This is a genomic window from Actinomadura sp. BRA 177 (assembly GCF_013372625.1).
Taxonomy (GTDB): domain Bacteria; phylum Actinomycetota; class Actinomycetes; order Streptosporangiales; family Streptosporangiaceae; genus Spirillospora.
The window spans coordinates 1-16679 of the sequence record NZ_JABXFD010000110.1 but is presented as its reverse complement, the minus strand read 5'-3'; the positions used below and the strand labels follow the sequence as shown (position 1 = coordinate 16679).

10 protein-coding genes and 1 pseudogene are annotated in these 16679 nt (G+C 71.1%); 8 read left to right on the top strand and 3 right to left on the bottom strand.

Going from position 1 to position 16679, the window contains the following annotated elements:
* The first annotated feature begins 904 nt into the window (after positions 1–904).
* From HUX53_RS42925 to HUX53_RS03030, 5 genes and pseudogenes are all read left to right on the top strand, one after another.
* Positions 905–2685 (top strand): annotated as a pseudogene (locus HUX53_RS42925) (IlvD/Edd family dehydratase).
* Positions 2672–3676 (top strand): C-terminal binding protein, encoded by a 1005-nt coding sequence (locus tag HUX53_RS03045; protein ID WP_176401643.1) that lies wholly within the window; start codon positions 2672–2674, stop codon positions 3674–3676. The pseudogene HUX53_RS42925 and the gene HUX53_RS03045 overlap by 14 nt, the downstream one beginning before the upstream one ends.
* Positions 3677–3776: 100 nt before the next feature.
* A complete protein-coding gene (locus HUX53_RS03040; RefSeq protein ID WP_176401642.1) occupies positions 3777–5606 on the top strand; it encodes a glycoside hydrolase family 15 protein in 1830 nt (609 codons plus the stop codon).
* Positions 5603–6979, top strand: coding sequence for a glucose-6-phosphate dehydrogenase (locus tag HUX53_RS03035; RefSeq protein ID WP_176401641.1), 1377 nt, complete (start codon positions 5603–5605; stop codon positions 6977–6979). Before HUX53_RS03040 ends, HUX53_RS03035 begins: the two co-directional genes overlap by 4 nt.
* Positions 6980–7034: 55 nt before the next feature.
* The gene (locus HUX53_RS03030; protein ID WP_176401640.1) at positions 7035–9062 is read left to right on the top strand and encodes a SpoIIE family protein phosphatase; all 2028 of its coding nucleotides are present in this window, start codon (positions 7035–7037) and stop codon (positions 9060–9062) included.
* Here HUX53_RS03030 and HUX53_RS03025 read toward each other — a convergent pair.
* Both HUX53_RS03025 and HUX53_RS03020 read right to left on the bottom strand, forming a co-directional pair.
* Complete coding sequence (locus HUX53_RS03025) at positions 9059–9931, bottom strand: SDR family NAD(P)-dependent oxidoreductase (RefSeq protein WP_176401639.1); 873 nt, start codon at positions 9929–9931, stop codon at positions 9059–9061. The two genes, HUX53_RS03030 and HUX53_RS03025, sit on opposite strands and share 4 nt — an antisense overlap.
* 73 nt (positions 9932–10004) lie before the next feature.
* The gene (locus tag HUX53_RS03020; protein ID WP_176401638.1) at positions 10005–10655 is read right to left on the bottom strand and encodes a PaaI family thioesterase; all 651 of its coding nucleotides are present in this window, start codon (positions 10653–10655) and stop codon (positions 10005–10007) included.
* Between the two features lie 105 nt (positions 10656–10760).
* On the opposite strand from HUX53_RS03020, the gene HUX53_RS03015 reads away from it, so the two are divergent.
* Positions 10761–11423, top strand: a complete 663-nt coding sequence (locus tag HUX53_RS03015) for a TetR/AcrR family transcriptional regulator (RefSeq protein ID WP_176401637.1) — start codon at positions 10761–10763, stop codon at positions 11421–11423.
* 336 nt (positions 11424–11759) lie between these two features.
* Positions 11760–12149: a YkvA family protein gene (locus HUX53_RS03010; RefSeq protein WP_176401636.1), complete on the top strand. Its 390-nt coding sequence runs from the start codon at positions 11760–11762 to the stop codon at positions 12147–12149.
* 3 nt (positions 12150–12152) lie between these two features.
* On the opposite strand, the gene HUX53_RS03005 is transcribed toward HUX53_RS03010, so the two are convergent.
* Positions 12153–15305, bottom strand: coding sequence for a GH92 family glycosyl hydrolase (locus tag HUX53_RS03005; RefSeq protein ID WP_176401635.1), 3153 nt, complete (start codon positions 15303–15305; stop codon positions 12153–12155).
* A gap of 124 nt (positions 15306–15429) precedes the next feature.
* Between HUX53_RS03005 and HUX53_RS03000 the strand changes: the two genes are divergently transcribed.
* Positions 15430–16446, top strand: a complete 1017-nt coding sequence (locus HUX53_RS03000) for a LacI family DNA-binding transcriptional regulator (protein WP_255204863.1) — start codon at positions 15430–15432, stop codon at positions 16444–16446.
* Positions 16447–16679 lie beyond the last annotated feature (233 nt).

The following is a 16679-nucleotide window of genomic DNA, read 5'->3' as shown; positions in this document are numbered from 1 at the left end:
CTACCTCATCAGCGCACGCAACCACGGCGTCCGGCCCATCGACGCCATCCACGCCGCACTCGCCCGCAACCCCTGGCTCCCACCCACAACCACAGCCTGATCACGGCTCACCCCGTGAATGGACACCTCAGCAACACCCGTGAATGGACACCAGCCTCTGTGTATCGTCAGAAGCCGATCGAGGAAGCGTTCCGTGGTCAGATGCGCGACTAATCAGAGGGGCTATCGTGCAGGTCGCCTCGCTGGGATGACTACTCAGCGCTATGCCGGTCGGCAGAGGTACGGGGTGTTAATTTGTGGGAGATCGCAACGGACTTGATCTTCCCTGAGGTGTTCTGTGGTGCACTCAAGCTCCATGCCTGACCTGCGCTGATGTCGGAAAGTGGTGGAGTCGGTGAATGATCGGTCGTGTTCACACCGAAGAGGTCACTGGTTCGAACCCAGTATCGCCCGCCCCGTCTATGCAGGTCAGTGAAGGTCTCGGAGATCAATCCGAGGCCTTTTTTGATGTTGGAGCCTTTCGGGAGCCAACGGGGAGCCGCTATTTGAGCGGCGTCGTTGCGGTGCTGCGTGCTCGGCTGTTGAACTCCTGATCGCCGCTTCGCTGACTTCTTGGGAAGCCGTTGTGCGCAGTGCGGGAGCGGGTTGCTTCGGCGGCCTTTCTCTGCACCTGAGTGCCGTGCTTGCTCGGGTGGGCTGCTCTCTGGTGGCCTTTTCGTATGTCAGGTGGTTCCACGTTGCGGTCGGTGATCGGGAGCGTCTGTCACGTCTGAGAGTTGGGGTCAACGTGTTCGGTGCAGGCCGGGTGCGGTACCGGGTTTGCCGGTATTTCTGCATGTCGGGTGGATATCGAGGGTGAGTGCCGGGTAGACGGCTCGGCGACCGCGGCCCCGAGGAGTTCCTGATGCCACCGACGAGGACAGAGTTGCGTAGCCGGGCTTGGTGGGACAATGCGGGCAATCCTGAGATGACTGCTCTGTACCTGGAGCGGTTCCTCAACTACGGGCTCACCGCCGCGGAGCTCCAGGCGGGGCGGCCGATCATCGGTATCGCCCAGACGGGCAACGACCTGGTTCCCTGCAACCGGCATCACCTGGACCTCGCCGACCGGGTCAGGGACGGGATCCGGGACGCCGGCGGTGTCGCGTTCGAGTTCCCCGTCCATCCTCTGCAGGAGACGGGCAAGCGCCCCACTGCCGCGCTGGACCGCAACCTCGCGTATCTCGGGCTGGTCGAGGTGCTGCACGGCTATCCGCTCGACGGGGTGGTCCTGACGACGGGCTGTGACAAGACCACGTCCGCGTGCCTGATGGCGGCCGCGACGGTGAACCTCCCGGCGATCGTCCTGTCCGGCGGGCCGATGCTCAACGGCTACCACGCCGGCATGCGGACGGGCTCGGGGCTGGTGATCTGGCGGTCGAAACGCCTTCTGGCCAGCGGGGAGATCGACTATGACGAGTACATACGGCGCGTGTGCGCGTCCGCGCCCAGCATCGGGCACTGCAACACGATGGGCACCGCGCTGTCGATGAACAGCGTGGCCGAGGCGCTGGGCATGGCCCTGCCCGGTTGCGCCGCGATCCCGGCTCCCTACCGCGAACGGGCCCAGATGGCGTATGACACGGGCCGCCGGGTGGTGGACCTGGTGCGCGAGGACGTCACCCCGCGCGAGATCATGACCTTGGCGGCGTTCGAGAACGCGATCGCCGTGGCGTCGGCCATCGCGGCCTCTACCAATGTGCCCGTCCATGTCAACGCCATCGCGCGCCACGCCGGGGTGGAGCTGTCCAACCGGGACTGGCAGCGGGTGGGGGCCGACGTCCCGGTGCTGGCGAACACCGCCCCGGCGGGGGGTACCTCGGCGAGGACTTCTACCGGGCCGGCGGCGTGCCCGCCGTCATGCGGGCGCTGCTGGAGGCGGGGTATCTGCACGGCGACATCGTGACGGTCTCCGGGCGGACCGTCGCCGAGAACCTGGCGGACGTCCCGCCCGCCGACCCGGCGGTCATCCGTCCCGTCGACGACCCCGTCGCGCCGCGCGGCGGACTTCTTGTCATGACCGGGAACCTGTTCGACTCCGCGGTCATGAAGTCGTCGGTCATCACCGATGACTTCCGGGACCGCTACCTGCCGCCTCCCGGCCGTCCGCAGGCGTTCGACCTCCGCGCCATCGTCTTCGATGGGCCGGAGGACTACCACGCCCGCATCGAGGATCCCGAGCTGGACATCGACGAGTACTGCATCCTCGTCATCCGCTACACCGGGCCGGTCGGCTACCCGGGCTCGGCCGAGGTCGTCAACATGGAGCTGCCCACGGGGCTGGCCCGGGAGGGCGTCACCGCGCTTCCCACGCTCGGCGACGGCCGGCAGAGCGGCACCTCGGACGCCCCGTCCATCCTCAACGCCAGCCCCGAGGCCGCGGTGGGCGGCAACCTCGCCATCCTGCGCACCGGCGACCGGATCCGCGTCGACCTGGACGGCGCGCGCGTCGACGTCCTGCTGTCGGACGAGGAGATCGCCGCGCGGTGGGCCGAGTACACGCCGCCGGCGTTCGAGAACCAGACGCCGTGGCAGGAGATCTACCGCTCCACGGTCGGGCAGCTGGACAGCGGCGGCTGCCTGGAGCTCGCCCTCGCCTACCAGGACATCGCACACACCAAGGGGATTCCCCGTGACTCGCACTGACCGCCAGGGCACGGTCCTGATCGCCGACCACGACTTCGGCGACGTGGACATCGAACGCGCGATCATCGAGGGCGCCGGGTTCCGGCTCGTCGCCGCGCAGTGCAAGAGCGAGGACGAGGTGATCGAGCACGGGCGGGACGCCGACGGCGTCCTGACCCAGTACGCGCGGGTCGGATCCCGCGCCATCGCCGCCTTCACCCGGTGCCGGGTGATCGCCCGCTACGGCACCGGCGTGGACATCGTGGACGTCGACGCCGCGACCCGGCGGGGCATCCAGGTCACGAGAGCGCCGAACGAATGGTGCGCCGAAGAGGTCGCCGACCACGCCGTCGCGCTCTGGCTCGCCGCCGCCCGCAAGATCTGCCAGTACGACCGGGCGACGCGGCAGGGCGAATGGCACTGGCGGACCGGGCAGCCGGTCCGGCGGCTGCGGGGACGGGTGCTGGGACTGCTGTCCTTCGGCGCCATCGCGCGCCTCATCGCCGAGCGGGCGAAGGCGTTCGGCGTCGAGGTCTGGGCGCACGACCCGTTCCTCGACGAGGCCGAGATGCGGTCCCGCGACGTGCGGCCGGTGTCCTTCGACGACCTTGTGGAAGGCGCCGACTACCTGGTGGTCCAGTCGCCGCTCACCCCGCAGACGCACCACACCTTCGACCGCGCGACGCTCGGCCGGATGAAGCCGTCCGCCGTCCTCGTCAACACCGCGCGCGGGCCGATCGTGGAGGACGCGGCGCTCCACCAGGCGCTCACCGAGGGATGGATCGCCGGCGCGGCGCTGGACGACCTTGAGGAGGAACCCGCGAAGCAGCGCGACTGGCAGCCGCGCAACGCCCTCCTCAAGCTGCCCAACGTGATCGTCACGCCGCACGCCGCCTACTACTCCGAGGAGGCCATCGGGACGGTGCGGCGCATCGCCGCCGAAGAGGCCGTGCGGGTCCTGACCGGGCGGCCCGCCCGTTCTCCGGTCAACGAGGTGACCGCCGTCCGCTGATGGCCGGGACCCTGCAAAATTTGCCCCAACCCGCGCATGGACCCCGGAGGTGATGGAACGGGCGCGGTGCGGAACCGCGAGTCGGAGGAGGAGTTTCGCCATGCTCGATCCGGATCCGCCGTTCCGGCCGGTCCTCCGGCGGGCCGGCTACCCGCCGCTGGAGGACCTGGGCCTGATCGGGGACGGCACGACGGCGGCTCTGGTGGGCCTGGACGGTTCGGTCCCGTGGCTGTGCCTGCCCCGCTTCGACAGCGAACCACTGCTGTGCGGCCTGCTGGACCGCGAGCACGGCGGCCATTTCGCCCTGACGGTCGAGGACCTGCGCGAGGCCCGCCAGTACTACGAGCCGGACACGGCGGTGCTGGTCACCGAGATGCGCGGCCCGTCCGGCCTGGTCAGGATCACGGACGCGCTGGGGTTGCGCGCGGGCGCGGATCTGTCCGACGACGCGGGCGCGAGCCGGGGCGAGCTCGTCCGCTCCGCCGTCGTCCTCGACGGGGCCGTCCGCCTGCGGGCCGAACTGCGGCCCCGCGGCGGCGCGCAGACCCGGGCCCTGGCCAGCGGGCTGGAAGTGCAGGCGTCCGGGCGCCCGGACCTGCGGCTGCATCTGCGGTCCAGCCACCCGCTGGACGGCCTGCGCACCGTGCACGACCTGCGGCAAGGCGATCGCTTCGATGTGACGCTGTCCTGGGGACGCGTCCACCGCCACCACCGTTTCGAACCCGAGGCGGTGCTGCGGGACACCGCCGGGGCATGGCGCCGCTGGATGCGCAGCTTCAGCTACGACGGCCCGCAGGAACCGCTGGTGCGGCGCGCCGCGATCACGTTGAAGCTGTGCGATGACTGGGTCAACGGGTCGCTGGTGGCGGCCCCCACCTCCTCGCTGCCCGCGCCGATCGGCGGAGTGCGCAACTGGGACTACCGCTACGCCTGGATCCGGGACGCGGCCTTCACCGTGTTCGCGCTGCGCCGGGTCGGGTTCGCCAGTGAGGCGGACGCGTTCCTCGGCTGGGTCCTGGACGCCTTCGAGAACAGCCGGCAGCCGCGGATCATGTACACCCTGGGCGGCGATCCCGTCCCCGCGGAGGTCGAGGACGCCGGCCTGGAGGGCTACCGGCGCTCGGCCCCGGTGCGGTGGGGCAACGGCGCCGCCGACCAGCGCCAGCACGACATCTACGGCGAGGTCCTGGACTGCGCCGACCAGTGGCTGCGCACCGGCGGCGACCTCCAGCCGGCGCTGTGGTCCAAGCTGGCGGAGCTGGCGCAGACCGCCGAGGACGCTTGGCGGCAGCCTGACCAGGGCATCTGGGAGGTGCGCGGCGAGGGCCGGGTCTTCACCTATTCCGCCGGGATGTGCCAGGTGGCCCTGGACCGCGCTGCCGGTATCGGCGAGCGCCTCGGCCTGCCCGGACCGGTCACCGCATGGCGCGCCGCGGCCGACAAGGTGGGCCGGCTCGTCCTGGAGCAGTCCTGGGACGAGGACGAGCAGTGCCTGAGCGAACACCTCGACGGCGGCGGGAGCCTGGACGCCAGCCTGCTCGCGCTTCCGCTGCGGAAGGTCGTCCCGGCGGAGCATCCGCGGATGGCGGCCACCACGGCGGCCGTCGCCGAACGCCTGTCCGCCGGGGACGGCCTGCTCTACCGCTACCTGCACGACCAGTCGCCCGACGGGCTGCCCGGAGACGAGGGCGCGTTCCTGCTGTGCAGCTTCTGGCTGGTCGACAACCTCGTCCTGCAAGGCCACATGGAGCGAGCCGAGAACCTGTACGACTCGCTGTGCGCCCGGGCCAGCCCGCTCGGGCTGCTGCCGGAGCAGATCGACCCGTCCACGGGCACGTTCATGGGGAACTTCCCCCAGGCGTTCAGCCACATCGGCGTCATCGCCAGCGGCGTCACTCTCGCCCGAGCGAAGGCAGGTGGAACAGCATGATCAACCGGCTCGTCGTGTTCGGCGCCACCGGGGACCTGAACGCGCGCTACCTGCTGCCGGGACTGGCGGCGCTGCGCGCGGCCGGGCACCTCCCCGACGGTTTCCAACTGGTCTGCGCCGACCGGAAAGGCCGGAACGACCAGGAGTTCCGGGAATGGACGGCCGAGCAACTCGACCGGCACGCGGGCTCGGCGCCCGCCGATGCCAGAAAGTGGGTCGCCGACGCCGTCCGCTACCGGCAGGCGGACGCCACCGACGCCGCCGACCTCGCCTCCCTCATCGCGGGCGACGGGCCGGTCGCCCTCTACCTCGCACTTCCCCCCGTGGTGTTCCCCGGCACCATCACCGCCTTGCGCGGCGCCGACCTGCCGCCGGGCAGCCGGATCGTCCTGGAGAAACCGTTCGGCGAAGACCTGGACACCGCGCGGGAGCTGAACCGGCTGCTGTCGGAGGTGGTCCCCGAGGAGGCAGTGTTCCGGGTCGATCACTTCCTGGCCATGACGACCGTCCAGAACCTGCTCGGCAGCCGCCTCGCCAACCGCGTGCTGGAACCCCTCTGGAACAGCGCGCACATCTCCGAGATAGAGATCGTCTGGGACGAGTCCCTGGCCCTGGAAGGCAGGGCGGGCTACTACGACGGCGTCGGGGCGCTCAAGGACATGGTGCAGAACCACCTGTTCCAGGTGCTGTGCCTGGTGGCCATGGAACCGCCGCTCAGCCTGGGCGAGCGTGACCTCCGCGACCGCAAGATCGACGTGCTCCGCTCGATACGCCCGCTCACCGACGAGGACGTCCGGCGCCGCACCCGCCGGGCCCGCTATCTCGCCGGACGCGTCGGCGGCCGCGAGGTTCCCGCCTACATCGACGAGGACGGCGTGGACCCGCGAAGCCGCACCGAGACGTTCGCCGAGGTGGAACTGCAGCTGGAGAGCTGGCGCTGGTCCGGCACCACGTTCCGGCTCCGCAGCGGCAAGGCGCTCGAAGCCGACCGCAAGGAGGTCACGGTCCACTTCCGTCCCGTCCCCCACCTTCCCTTCGGGGAGGCCGTACCCAACGTGCTCCGCTTCGGGCTCGACCCGGAGGACATGACGCTGGCCCTCACCGGCATCGGCTCCGGGGTGCGAAACCTCACGCCCCTCACCATGACCGCGCGGATGGAGCCGTCCGACCTGCCCGCCTACGGCCGGCTGCTGCTGGACGTCCTGCACGGCAACGCCGCCCTGTCCATCCGGGGCGACGAAGCCGAGCAGGCGTGGCGGGTCCTCGCCCCCGTCATGTCCGCCTGGTCCACCGACCGCGTGCCTCTCCAGGAGTACCCGGCCGGCTCCCACGGACCCGCCCGCGCCGACGAGGAGAGAGCTGCGCAGATATGACCTGTGGGTGTGGGTACGGCTGAGACACGGATGGAGGTAGCCGGGAGGGAGCGTGATGGAAGGCGCCGGTGGGCGCGGGATGGGATGGCTGGCGCTGGAGGCATTCGATCCGGCGCCGATCGCGGTCGCCCTGACGGTCGGGTCCGAGCACCGCCTTGTGTACAGCAACCTCGCCTTCCGGACGTACATCGTGGACCGTCCGCTCGGGGAACCCGTCCGGGACGCGCTCGGTGACCGCTTCCAACGCGACTACGGCACCCTGTTCGACCAGGTGCTGACCACGGGAGAGCCGGTCAACCTCGTCGAGGCGCCCGTGAAGCCGAAGGCCGCCGACGGACCGGACCGGGTCTTCTCTTTCGACCTGTCGCGGTTCACCCACGAGCGTCCCGGCGTGCTGGTGATCGCGACGGACGTCACCGAGCAGGTCGCCGCGACCCGGCGGGCGGACCGGTCGGCCGAGGAGGAGCGGCGCTGGCGCCGCCGGTTCGAGAGCCTGGTGTGGCTGAGCGCGCAGATCGTGTGGGTGGCGGATCCGAAGGGCCGGGTGATCGACTCCAGCGGCACCTGGGAGCAGGTGACCGGCCAGCGCCGCGATGACTACACCGGCCAGGGCTGGTCGAAGGTGCTGCATCCCGATGACCGCCGGACGGCGCTGCTGTCGTGGAAGAAAGCAGTACGGCAGGCCCGCCCGTGGCACCACGTCTACCGGGTCCGGACGCAAGACGGCGAGTACCGGCATTTCGAGCTGCACGCCGCGCCGGTGCACGAGGACGGCGCCGTGGTGGAGTGGATCGGCACCGCCAACGACGTGGAGCGGCAGTGGCAGGAGCAGCAGCGAAGGGAACTGCTCGACCGCGCCGCGGCGGCGGCCGCGGCGCGGACCGAGCTGACCGACGTGTTCGCCGCGCTCGCCGACGTGCTCGTCCCCGAGGTCGCCGACGGGTGCGGCGTGCGCCTGCTGCCCGACGTGGTCGACCGTCCCGCGGGCGCCCCGATCGTCGCCCACCGCATCGCCAGCGCGTCGGCGGCCGGCGTTCGCCGGCAGTCGGCCACCGGCGAGGAGCGCTTCTCGCCCAGCAGCGAGTTCGCCCGCGCGATCAAACAGCGACGTGTGCTGCACCGCACCTTCCCGCCGGGACGGCCGCCCGCCGATCTGCTGCCCCCGAGCACCGCCACCTGGCTGATCGAGGCCAAGGCCAGCAGCGTCGTGCTGATGCCGGTCGTCGTCGACGGGATCGTGGCGGCGGTGGTCACCGCCGCCCGGCACGGTGACCGCGCCCCCCTCGGGCCGGACGACATCACCCTGATGAGGCAGATCTTCGACCACACCCACGACGCGCTCAGCAGCGCCGCCCAGTACCACCGCACCCAGCAGCTCGCCCTGGCCCTCCAGCACAGCCTGCTCGCCGACCCGCCCGAGCACACCGACCTGAAGATCGTCGCCCGGTACCTGGCCAGCCCGTCGGCGGCCCAGGTGGGCGGCGACTGGTACGACTCGTTCGTCCTGCCCGACGGCGCGATCGGGCTGGCCATCGGCGACGTGGCGGGGCACGACCTGGCCGCCGCCGTGGAGATGAGCCGGCTGCGCAACATGCTGCGGGTGCTGACCGCCGACCTGCTCGCCCCGCCCGGCGAGATCCTGCGCCGCCTCAACGCCGCCATGGCCACGGTGGCGCCGGAGGCCACGGCGACGTGCGTCCTCTCCCGTGTGGAGGAGCTCGAACCCGGCCGGTGGCAGCTCAACTACGCCGTCGCCGGGCATCCGCCGCCGCTGCTGGTCACCCCCGACGGCGACGGCCGCTTCCTGGACGTGGGCGGCAATCCGCTGCTGGGCATCCCGGTCGACCAGCCGTACCACAGCGCGACCGAGCCGCTGCCGCCCGGCTCCAGCCTGCTGCTCTACACCGACGGCCTCATCGAGCATCCCGGCGAGCATCTGGACACGAGCCTGGACCGGCTCCGCCGGCACGCGTCCGTGCTCGCACCCCGTCCCCTGGAGGACTTGTGCGACGGCCTCCTGGACGACATGCCCACCACCGGCACCGACGACATCGCCATGATCGCCGTGCGAGTCAGATCCTAGGGGTCCGGCGCGAGCAGGGTGGCGATCTCGTCGGGTGTCCAGGGTGGGGAAGTGCCGTGGTCGCGCCAGGTGAGGTACTGCTCGACCGGGCGCGGGAACTCGCCGATGTAGCCGCCCGCGCCGGCGAACACCCGGCCGGTGACGTCGGGGGCCTCGGTGCCGGCCAGGAAGAGGTAGAGCTGTGCGACGTATTCGGCGGGAGGCGGCGTCTGCGCTCCGGCGTGCATGAGGTCGTCGAGGATGCCTCGCCGGTGCAGCCGTTCGATGTGGGCTTCGTAGTCCGGGCCGCTGGACAGGCGCGTCTCGGCTCCGGGGCAGACCGCGTTCACCTTGACGCCGTGTTCCCGGAGCTCGGCCGCGAGCGCGTAGGTCAGGCTGTTCACGCCTCCCTTGCCCGCCGGGTAGCCGGTTCCTCCGAAGCTCCCGGTGAACGCGTGGGAACTGGTGTTGACGATCCAGCCCCGTCCCGCCTCGACCATGAGCGGGGCGAAGGCCCGGCAGGTCAGGAAGGTCGCGTGGAGGTGCACGTCGATGAGCGCGCGCCAGTCCTCCACGGCGATGTCCAGGATGGAGGACGCGGCGGGTTCGGCGGTGCCCGCGCAGTTGACGAGGATGTCGGGTGTCCCGAGCTCCAGTGCCGCGTCGAGCAGTGAGCCGACGACATCGGGGTCCGCGGCGGAGCCGGCGACACCGGCGACCCGCGCGGATGTGCCCAGTGTGGAGACGGCGTCGTCGAGGGCCGCCTGGTCGCGTCCGTTGATGACGACGGACGCTCCCGCGTTCGCCAGGGCACGGGCCACCTCGAATCCGATGCCGCGGGACGAGCCGGTGACGACGGCGACGCTGCCGTCCGCGAACGACCTCATCATGCTCCCCTCAGTGCGGGCACGGCGATCGAGTACATAGCGGCCTCTATGTGAGAGGGGTGGGCTATCGCCCGTCTCACGGTGCCCCGGCCGGCTGGATGAACACGCCGTCGGCCTCGACGGTGACCCCGTCGGCGTCGGAGATCGATGCGACCACGAACACTTTGCGGCCCTCTTCGCGGGCGATGCTGGCTTCGAGGCGGAGAGGGCCCAGGGGGGTGCCGCGCCGGTAGCGCGTGGTGAGCGTCCCGGTGAAGGTCGTCCGGCGCATCGCGGAGGCGGTCACTCCCATGATGTGGTCGAGGAGCATCGCGGAGACCCCGCCGTGCACCAGTCCGGGGGGTCCCTCGTACGCTGCGCCGAGGACGACGTCGGCGTGGCATCCCGACGGGCCGTGGACGAGGCGGAGCGGCGGGGCGATCGCGTTCGCGGCGCCCACCGCGGCATTGCCCCAGTTCCAGGCGCGGAGTTCGGAGTTGTACCTGACCCCGGCGGGGCCGGGCAGCTGGGCGGCGCGCAGCCGGTCGACGAGCGCGGCGAGGTCGTCGCGGACCCGGTGCACCTCGTCGTCGGCGACGGTGGTGCGGATCGTGGCGTCGATCAGTTCGCGGACGGTTCCGGCCAGGGATTCCAGCACCGCTTCCCGGCGGTCGACCTCCTCGGTCGGGGTGTCGTCGCGGACGAAGCCGCCGAGGTTCACCGCGGACGCTTCTGGGCGGCTTGTCATGCGCCGACCGTATACCGGAACCGCCGGTGCGACCAAGCATCACATAGACGGCCCTATGTTCATTCCGGCTGCCCTCGCCGTGCCCCTCGAACTAGACTCGCCCCCGTGAAGCCGACGGATCCGGCGAGCCGCAGCGTCACCGGCCCTGCGCTGAACGCGCATGGCGCCCGGCTCAACCGGCGCGGCCTGGAGACGCGCGCCCGGGTGATCGGGACCGCGATCGGCATGCTCGCCGACGGCGAGCACGGTGGCGAGGTCAGCGCCAACCTCGTCGCCAAACGCGCCGGCGTCACCTGGGGCACGCTCCAGCACCAGTTCGGCGACGTCGACGGGCTCTGGGCCGCCGTCCTGGAAGAGCTGGGCAGCCGCGGCGACATGCTGCCCTGGCAGGACATCGACGACGGGTCGGTCGCCGAGCGGATGAGCCGGATCGTCGACGCCCTCTGGTCGGGCCTCGACTCGACCCCGGGCCGGGCGGTGGCGGCGCTGCGGAGCCTGCTGCTCCGCAGCACGGCCGAGTTCACCGAGACCTACCCCCGAACGGCCGAACAGCTCAACCGCTGGGACCGCCGCTGGCGGCGCGCCTACGCGCGGGCGTTCCGCGGGCTCGTCGTCGACGCCTACCGGCTGGAGCGCGTGCGCCACCTCCTGCCCGCCGCCGTCCACGGCCTCTACCTGGAACAGCACCTGAGCACCTACACCGACATCGACGACGCCCGCGCCGTCCTGGCCGAATCGATCGCCGGCTACCTCAACCACCGCGACTGAGAACGCGAGACGACAGGGAGACCGACCGGGCGGACGGCCGGCTGCGAGCACGCCCCGGTGCTGGGCTGTCCCAAATCGGTCTAGTGCGTGGGCACTAGGGGGCGTGGCTGGTCCGGGCACACCAGGTGAGGAGGATGCCGGGCGGGATGCCGCACAGGGAGTGTTGGGGGCGCGTGAGTTTCGCCTGGAGTGATCAGCAAGTGGCGCAGCTCGTCGTCATCGCCTACCGGACGGGCCTGGTCCGCGCCGCCCCCGACACCGTAGCCCGGCCTTCGGGGGGCGAGTGAAATCGGCTGGGACGGCAATACCGGAGGGCACGTCCCCCCGGAGGTGCGCATGGTCTGGCTCGGACTCGTTCTCGTCGTCGCGGGTGCCGTCCCGGCTCTCGCGGTGGACGGTGACCTGGGCGGTGTCGACGTCACGGTGGCGGGGGCCGCCGTCATGGCCGTTGGTGCGGTTCTGCTGGTCGCGGGCATCCTGCGGTTGCGCGGGCGCCGCCGTGGCGGGCTGTCCGGCACGGCCGCGCAGGCCTATTACCGGACCTCCACCGGCAAGGTCGTCGCGATGGTGATCGCGGTGGTCTACATCGTCTCTCCGGTCGACCTGATCCCGGACGTCTTCCTGCCGTTCGGGATCGTCGACGACGCCACCGCCTTGACCTGGCTGCTGTTCGCGCTCGGCCAGGAGTACACGCGGCGGTCCCGCGCGGACCGCCGCGTGCCCTGATGCTCAGGCGAAGGCCCAGGCGAAGACGTGCAGAGATCCCCCCTTCTCGGGGACGTGCAGGGTGAAGGCCTTCACCTGCTTGGCCGGGTCGAGGGTGATCGGGGTGGTGCCGAAGACGTAGACGTTCAGCTTGTCCGGCGTCCCGTCATCGCCGTTGCGGTAGGGGGTTCTGGCGACGATCTCGTTGCCGAAGCGCGGGGGATACGCGGCGGCGCCCAGGAACGCGAGCTTGCCCGTCTTGGGGGCGTCCGGCAGTTCGACTGTCTGGCCCTGGGCCTGCACGTTGTCCATCTGGCCGGGCTTGCGCGACGGCCAGCCGAACGTGAAGCCGTTCCACGACACCTGCTTGCCGGGGGTCAGCCCGGCCGCGGCGAGTGCCTGGGACGAGTACGACCAGCCGCCGCCGTCGAAGTTGGCCGTGCCGGGACCGTCGTCGTCGGAGATGCCGGCGTTGTTCTGGTACCACTCGATCGTTCCCTTGCGGGCCACGTTGATGGTCAGGCCCGCGTCGCCGGGGCCGGGTATGGCGATCGGCACCGAGTGGTAGTCGATCTTCGCGTCGGCGTCCACCGAGACCGTGATCTTCTGGTCGGCGTGGCCGGACGCCGGAACGTCCAGCGTGCCGGACGACGGCGTCAGCGTCACGCCGGCGGGCGGCGCGGCCTTCCACTCGACGGTGCCTCCCGAGGACAGGGCCTGCACGCGCAGCGTCGCGGTGGTGCTGCCGCCGGGCTCTACTGGGACGAGCCCCGGGTCGACGGCCGTGACATAGCTCTTACTGCCCTCGGTGAACGACGGCGGCGCGTCCGACTCGGCCGACCCGAACGCCTTGTTCGGCGACGTGCCGAGGGTGAAGTCGAGCGTCCCGCCCGATCGTGCGAACGACTCGGGCAGCCACGCCTTAGAGGTGGCCTTCCCGTTCACCTTGAGGGTCTGGACGTAGCGGGACGACTCCGCGCCGGGCGCCTTGATCGTCACCTTCTGGCCGGAGGAGCGCCGCACCTCGATCTTGGAGAAGGCGGGCCCGTTCACCATCAGTTCCGCCCGGCCCGGGATCGCCGGGTACAGGCCCAGCGACGCCCACACGTACCAGGCGGACATCGTTCCGAGGTCGTCGTTGCCGACCAGGCCGCCGGGGGTCGGCTTGAACAGTTCGGCCCGCGCCCGGTACACGACGTCCTGCGTGCGGTACGGGCGGCCGGCCCACGCGTACAGCCACGGCGACTGGAGCGAGGGCTCGTTGCCGAGGTAGGCGAGCGGCTTGTGCGGGCCCGCGTTGAGCTCGGCGAAGAACGCGTCGAGCCGCTCGGCGGCCGCGTCGCGCCCGCCCATCGCGGTGAACAGGCTCTGCACGTCCGCGTAGGTCATCCAGTGGTACTGGGCGCCGTTGCCCTCCACGTACCAGTTGGAGTCCGCCGGGTCGAACGGGCTGAGGAACGAGCGGTCGGCGAACCGCGGCTGGATCCAGCCGCTGAGCGGGTTGTAGAGGTTCTGCCAGCCGTGCGAGCGCGCCATGAACGTCTTCGCCGTCGCGGCGTCGCCGAGCCGATCCGCCATCTGCGCGATGCCGAAGTCGGCCAGGTCGTACTCCATGGTCGTGGCGGGATCGCCCGGCACGTAGCCGAGCTTGAGGTAGGACGCGTTGCCGGGCCGCTCGGTGTATCCGGACTTGGGCCCGATCCGCTCCGCCCCGGCCACCATCGCGGCGAGGGCGGCCTCGGCGTCGAAGTCGCGCCCGCCGAACGCGTAGACGCTCGCGATCATCGAGTGGTAGGGGTCTCCGTTCATGACGCCGGTGATGGTGTTCTGGTGCGACCAGCGGTCCCAGACGTCCCCGATGACGTGGGCGTTCTCGTACAGCGACTGCGCGATGTCGCTCGCCACGTCCGGCGCCAGGAACGCCAGGAGCTGAATCTCGCTGCGGTAGACGTCCCAGCCGGAGAACGTCGCGTAGTGGTGATGGCCCTTGGCGACCTTGTGGGTGCGGTAGTCGAACCCGGTGTAGGTGCCGTCCACGTCGTCGAACACGTACGGCTGGAGGAGTGCGTGGTAGAGCGCGGTGTAGAAGGTGCGGCGCGTGTCGGGCGTCCCGCCCTCGACCTTGATCTGCCCGAGGCGGCGCTGCCAGGTGGCGCGCGTGGCGGCGCGCACCTGGTCGAACGACTTGCGGCCGATCTCCGTCCTGAGGTTCTTCTTCGCGCCGTCGATGCTCACGTACGACAGGCCCGCGCGCATCTGGACGGGCTTGTCGCCGGCGAACTGGAGGTACACGCCGGAGCCGGGGCCCTTGACGTTCACATCGCCGGCGAAGGTACGCGGGGACGGGACGAGGGGGCGCTCGCCCTGGGTGTTGTTGATCCGGCCGACCGTCTTGCGCGGCGTCTGCGGGACGTCGGCGGGCGACTTACCCCGCACCCGCTCGGTGCCCGGCTGGACCGAGTCGTTCTTCCAGGTCCCGGACGCGGTGATCGGGCGGTCGAAGGTGGCGTGGAAGTAGACGTAGTACGGGTTCTCCGTCCCGCAGAACCCGCCCGTCCTGGCCCAGCCCGAGACCGTGTTGCCGCTGATGGTCGCCTCGGCGTCGTCGACGCCGTTGATGGAGCCGGTGACGTTCAGCAGCAGGGTGCCCGGCTTTCCCGCCGGGAAGGTGAAGCGGCCGACGCCCGCCCGCGTCGAGGCGGTCAGCTCGGTCTTGACGCCCGAGTCGGCGGTGAGGGCGTAGTAGCCGGGGCTCGCCTCCTCGTTCTCGTGCTCGAAGGTCTGGACGTAGTCCGACCCGTGGGTGGCGGGGGACGCGCCGATCGTCCCGGAGACCGGGACGACGGGGAAGTCCTGCGCGCCGGTGCAGCCGGGACCCGAGATGTGGGTCATCGAGAACCCGCGCAGCCGGTCGTCCTCGTACTTGTAGCCGCCCCCGGACGTGCGGACGGTGTCGGGACTCCACTGCATCATCCCGAACGGGGCCACGGCGCCGGGGAAGTTCATCCCGGCCCCGCCGCCGTGGCCGAAGTCGGGGCCGCCGTCCTCGGTGCCGACGAACGGGTTGACGTAGGAGGCGAGGTCGGGGGCGGCCGTCGCCGCGGGGGCGGGGACCGCGGCGGAGGCGAGGGGGAGCAGGAAGACGGCGAAGCCGCTCGTCAGCCGGCGTCTGAGCATGAGTGTCTCCTCATCGCGGACGCATGACAACGTTGTCAAGTTGATGTTGATCTCCTGACACGGGCCCGTCAATGGCCGGATCCGGTCAGGCCGGAACTTCGCCGGTCATGGTGACATCGTTGTCATGGCGAACAGGGGGACGCCGCGCCCGACGATGCGCGACGTGGCCGCGGCGGCGGGGGTCAGCTTCAAGACGGTGTCGCGCGTGGTGAACAACGAGCCCGGCGTCCGCCCGGAGACCGAGGAGGCGGTCCGCGCCGCCATCGCGCTCCTCGGCTTCCACCGCAACGACCTGGCGCGCACCCTGCGCGGCGGCCCGACCGGCACCATCGGCGTGATCATCCAGGACGTGGCCAACCCCTTCTACTCGCTGGTGGCGCGCGGTGTGGAGGACGTCGCCCGCGAGGCCGGACGGCTGATGATCCTCGGCAGCTCCGGGGACGACTACCTGCACGAGCACGTGTACCGGCGGGAGCGCGAGCTCACCGCGTCCCTCTGCGAGCGCCGGGTGGACGGCCTGCTGATCGTCTCGTCGGGCGCCGCCGACCGCCGGCTCGCCGAGTACGGCACGCCGGTGGTCTACATCGACCAGCCGGGCCCGCTCGACGCCGACACCGTCCTCGCCGACAACGCGGGCGGAGCGCGGGCCGCCGTCCGGCACCTGCTCGCGCACGGCCACCGCCGGATCGCGTGCCTGCTCGACCGGAAGGAGGTCTTCACCGCCCGCGAGCGCCACCGCGGCTACCTCGCCGCCCTCGCCGAGCAGGGCATCGCGGAAGACCCGGCCATCGCCCGCATGATGGTCCAGGACGCGGCGAGCGCCGAGCGGACGGTGGCCGAACTGCTCGCGCTGCCCGACCCGCCGACCGCCGTCCTCACCGGCAACAACCTGCTGACGGCCGGCGCGCTGCGGGCGATCCGGGCGGCGGTCGCGCCGGTCGCGCTGGTCGGATTCGACGACTTCGAGCTGGCCGACCTGCTGTCGGTCACGGTCGTCGCGCACGACCCCGCCACGATGGGCCGCCGCGCCGCCGAACTGCTGGAGCGCCGCATCGGCGGGCATGCGGGCCCGCCCGAACACGTCCTGCTCCCCACCCGCCTGGTGGAACGAGGCTCAGGAGAGATCGCCCCGCCGCGCTAGAAGCCCCAGCCGGAATCGTAAAAAATCTACAACGTAAAGGTGCGCGGCCGTCGCGTCGTTTAGCCTGGCCGCCCTGTGATTCCGCGTCGCATACCGGTGCCGCGTCTCCGACCGGCCACGCTGTGCTCGGTGGGGCGCGACCACCGGGGGCTGGCGCTTATACACATCTGACGCTGCCGACGAAGAGGAGAGTGTTATACACGTGTGGCGGACTACCCGTAACAGAAACACAA

What these genes read in the sequence shown, in the direction of transcription:
- HUX53_RS03020 (WP_176401638.1), bottom strand. Translation starts at nt 10,655, where the DNA reads ATGACAAGCCGCCCAGAAGCGTCCGCGGTGAACCTCGGCGGCTTCGTC.
- HUX53_RS03025 (WP_176401639.1), bottom strand. Translation starts at nt 9,931, where the DNA reads ATGATGAGGTCGTTCGCGGACGGCAGCGTCGCCGTCGTCACCGGCTCG.
- HUX53_RS03005 (WP_176401635.1), bottom strand. Translation starts at nt 15,305, where the DNA reads ATGCTCAGACGCCGGCTGACGAGCGGCTTCGCCGTCTTCCTGCTCCCC.
- HUX53_RS03035 (WP_176401641.1), top strand. Translation starts at nt 5,603, where the DNA reads ATGATCAACCGGCTCGTCGTGTTCGGCGCCACCGGGGACCTGAACGCG.
- HUX53_RS03040 (WP_176401642.1), top strand. Translation starts at nt 3,777, where the DNA reads ATGCTCGATCCGGATCCGCCGTTCCGGCCGGTCCTCCGGCGGGCCGGC.
- HUX53_RS03030 (WP_176401640.1), top strand. Translation starts at nt 7,035, where the DNA reads ATGGAAGGCGCCGGTGGGCGCGGGATGGGATGGCTGGCGCTGGAGGCA.
- HUX53_RS03000 (WP_255204863.1), top strand. Translation starts at nt 15,430, where the DNA reads ATGGCGAACAGGGGGACGCCGCGCCCGACGATGCGCGACGTGGCCGCG.
- HUX53_RS03010 (WP_176401636.1), top strand. Translation starts at nt 11,760, where the DNA reads ATGGTCTGGCTCGGACTCGTTCTCGTCGTCGCGGGTGCCGTCCCGGCT.